This is a genomic window from Methanospirillum hungatei (assembly GCF_020216685.1).
Classification (GTDB): Archaea; Halobacteriota; Methanomicrobia; order Methanomicrobiales; family Methanospirillaceae; genus Methanospirillum; species Methanospirillum hungatei_B.
This window is the reverse complement of sequence record NZ_JAIWNS010000271.1, coordinates 1-4,276: the sequence shown is the minus strand read 5'-3', so window position 1 is coordinate 4,276 and position 4,276 is coordinate 1. Positions and strand designations below refer to the sequence as shown.

Genomic DNA, 4,276 nt, shown 5'->3' with positions numbered 1-4,276 from the left:
GAACTTACCATCCCGAAAAAGGAACCAAAAGCAAAGGAACAGGTATATACCATTCCGATTACCTAAATTTTTACCTTTTTTTCTAGACCAGTCCGGCACCCATCTCATCTATATCCTCACCCTGATAATCAGGATGCATCGTATACCGGGCCATGACGGTAAGAACCAGAATTACTATTCCGAGGATGAACGAGAGCAGAAAAGCCAGATCAAATCCGGCGGTCAGCACCTTCATCTGAATTTCGACCGGAGCATTTTTTGTGATATCATAATGTGATGCAATTGTCGCCATCCCCTGGATAAAAATTACATTATAAATCGCGATTCCTATAGTCATCGGAGCAAAGCGTTCAAGACTGGTGAGTGAAGAGACCATACCCTGATACTTCTTTGGTGCACAGGTCATGATCATGTTTGATATGGGAGTAATAATGAGACCAAGTCCGAATCCGATACAGAGCAGACATACTGTGACAAAGACGGTCGGGGTGTCAATCCGCAGATGAGTGATCAGGAAATAGCCGATAAGCAGGACTACAGCAGCGATAATAGAGAGAATTCTCCCTCCAAGACGATTATACAGCACTCCTGCGATAATGCCGGCAACCATCATGGCAACCGAGAGAGCAGTCAGGATGAGTCCGGCTTCTGACGTTGAGTACCCTCCGACATATTCAAGGTAAAAGGGAAGAAGATAATTTACTCCTGAAAAACTGAAAAAGACCAGGAATATTACCAGATTGATGAGCAGAAAATTCTTGTCCTGAAAGAGCCTGATCTCCAGGATTGGGTTTTGAATATGAAGTTCTTTCCATACAAATAACCCTAGAAGCACTGCTGCAAGTCCAAGAGATCCGATAATTACCGGATCCGTCCATCCAAGATTTGTCCCTTCTGAGAACCCATACAGCAGAAATGCGAGACCTACAAATATCAATCCTGCACCGGCCCGGTCAAATGCTTCCAGAGCCTGGTGAGACTGCTGCCTGGGTATCACCCATAATCCAAGCAGTAATGCGATAATCCCAACCGGAACATTGATGAAAAATATCCAGTGCCACGAGAGATACTGGGTCAGAAATCCTCCCACAGTAGGTCCTATAGCGGTTGCAAGTCCGGCCATGGTCATGATGATACCCATTGCTTTTCCTTTCATACTCATCGGAATAAATGCCGTAACCATGGCCGGTGCAATCGCAGTTATCATAGCACCACCTACACCCTGAAATGCCCGTGAACCGATAAGAGTGAGGAATGAACCGGTCAGGTCAGGAAGAGACCCGCATAAGAATGATCCGATGGTAAAGACGATAAAGCCGGTTAAAAATATTCTCTTAAACCCGATCATATCAGATATCTTACCAAAGATCAGCACACAGCCGGCCATTACCAGGAGATAGATGGTCGCTACCCAGGAGACAGCACTTGATGAGAGTGAGAATGATTCTGATATGGTAGGAAGAGCGATATTCACTATGGTCCCGTCAAGGGACGCCATGAATATTGCGAGAGATATTGCAATTATGAGAGGGATATATCCTTTTTGCTCGTTCACGGATGTACAATCCATATTCGTTGTATGCTATGGTTCTATTTGAAGGAATATGATATGAATCATCACGAAATATCTGGAGAATGGTGTAATAAAAAGAGAAAAAAGAGAGAAAATCTGAATTTTTACTGTGCCTGAACCTGATCATCTTCAGGGACAGACGCAGTAATTACCGGTGTTTCGTTACTCTTTTTATCTGCCGGAATGATAGAACTGGATCTTATCTCCAGTTCCATATCTGCACCTGGCTTGAATGGAATAGAGGCAACCCAGATTCCGGTCTGCGGGTCTTTTACCTCAGCCACATACTGATTGCCGCATGCTGCATCATACATGAGGAAGGTAATCGGACTTCCAGTCTGGATATCACCCTGGATTGTCAGTTTTCTCCCATCACCGAACCGTCCGTTGTTTCCAACAGAGACCGGGTTTCCATCAATACCAACCCTGACATTCTTCCCGTCCGCGGTAATCAGGGAACCGGGGGTGATGGGCTTTCCATCTACAAGGGCTGTTCCGGATATGGTCATGGGAACAACCGGGATCGGAGGAGTTCCTCCATCAATCCGGATGTCAAGTCTGGTGAGTCCTCCCTCGATGTATGGATATGAACTTGCCCATTCACCGCTTGCATCCACATCCCTGACCTGTGCCATGACCGGCTCTCCGGAACCTGCCGGGATTACCCAGAAGGTGAGCGGCTGTCCTGCTTTCAGGTCTCCCTGTGCAACCAGTTTATTCAGTTCATTAAATCCGTACACTCCAGGTGAGGTGACAGCAAGCGGATTGCCACGGTGTCCTTCAACCACATTGTCGCCCTTTACGAGGATCATGGTTCCGACAGGCATCGGCATACCGTTCGATGTTACTTCTCCATAGAACTCATGAGGCAGCACCGGCATTGGCGGAATGGGTGCTTCTCCGACACGAAGATCCAGCCGGGTCTTTGAACCACCCTTGTATGGATATGATTTCTGCCATTCTGTACCGGCGTACACATCATAGCATTCTGCCTGGACAAAGTCCATTTTGCCCTGTGGTTTTACCCAGAAGGTGATTGGCTCTCCGTTCTTTATTGTTCCCTTGACCGTGAGCGGATCTGGTGTTCCGTAGGCCCCTTCAATCGTGGTTGTGACTGGATTACCGAAGATACCGGTATCAATACCACTTCCCCGTGCCTCGATGATAGTCCCGATACATCCCGGACTTCCATCAACGGTGATGCTACCGAAGAACTCTGCAGGAGCAAGGGGTGCCTCGGTCACTTTGATCAGGTTATCCTTACAGGTTGCTGCAGAGCCGAATTCATTCGATGCTTCAAGGCATACGGTGTATGAACCAGGAGTCATATACCGGTGAACCGGGTGTTGCTCTGAGGATGACTGCCCATCACCAAAGTCCCATCTCCAGGCGGTTGGCTTGTCGGTTGAAAGATCCGTGAACTGCACATCAAGCGGGGCATATCCGGTTGTCGGAGATGCGACAAAGTCAGGTACCGGTGGTTTTCCAGCCGGAAGGACGGTAATATACTGGTACCTGATCTCACTGGACCGATCCTCTCCTCTGGTCACTGTCAGGAATACGGTATAGACACCTGCCTTGGTATAGACATGAACCGGATTCTTCTCAGTTGAGGTCTGATCATCGCCAAAGTTCCACATCCAGGTTTCAGGATTGCCTGTTGAAAGATCAGTAAACTGAACCGTCAGGGGCTCCTTTCCGGAGGTTGGCTCTCCCATAAAGGAGGCTTTGAGCGGAACCGGTTTTTCAAACACCCGGATATACTTCTCACGGAGTTCGGTGGACATACCGAACGGATTCTCAACCGTCAGGGTAACCGAGTACTCTCCGGGAGTCGTGTAGGTGTGTTCCGGATGCTTATCGCTGGATACTGATCCGTCACCAAACTCCCAGCTCCACTTGGTCGGATCTCCGGTTGAGAGATCGGTAAAGCTTACGGTCAGAGGAGCGGTTCCGGAGGTTGGGAATCCTCTGAATTGTGCATCCGGCGGGAAACCGGGAGCAGTTACGGTGATGTAATCTGGTGCAATCTTGGTGTCTGCTCCGCCTTCATTGCTGACTGTCAGTTCAACGGTGTATTTTCCTTCAGCGGCATACGTGTGAACCGGGTTTCGTTCCTCGGAGGTTGTTCCATCACCGAATTTCCAGTACCACTGTTTCGGATTGTTCTTTGAGAGGTCAAGGAAAGTCACCGTAAGCGGGGCTTTTCCTTCCCGAGGAGCACCGGAGAAGTCTGCACATGGCGGAAGAACCGGCTCATTGACGATGATATAATTCTGTTCAACCAATGTGTCAGTCCCTGCAGAGTTTTTGACCGTCAGTGATACGGTGTACTTTCCTGCCTTCTCATACACGTGAACCGGATTTTGTTCGGTTGAAACCTGACTGTCACCAAAGTTCCACTCCCAGCTGGTCGGCCCATTCTCTGAGAGATCGGTGAAGGTTACCCTGAGCGGAGCAGTTCCGTTCCGGGGTTCGCCTTTGAATTTGGCAACCGGGGCAATGACTGCAGGCTGGGCATGGATAAACTGTGGTTTTGTTATCTGATCTGAACCGGCACTGTTACTGCAGTTCAGGGTGACATCGTATGTTCCAGGCACCGTGTAGGTGTATACCGGGTTCTGCTCTGTTGAAGAGCTTCCGTCACCAAAGGTCCATTTCCATGCTGTCGGGCCATTCTTCGACAGATCGGTGAAGGTTACA

Annotated in this window: 2 protein-coding genes; both read right to left on the bottom strand. The window is 48.7% G+C overall.

The features are described from left to right. Positions 1 to 82 precede the first annotated feature (82 nt). Complete coding sequence (locus tag LDL35_RS14735) at positions 83 to 1,570, bottom strand: MFS transporter (protein WP_304023814.1); 1,488 nt, start codon at positions 1,568 to 1,570, stop codon at positions 83 to 85. A 107-nt stretch (positions 1,571 to 1,677) separates the two neighbouring features. Further along, a partial coding sequence (locus LDL35_RS14730) for a PKD domain-containing protein (RefSeq protein ID WP_304023811.1) occupies positions 1,678 to 4,276 on the bottom strand: 2,599 nt, incomplete at its 5' end.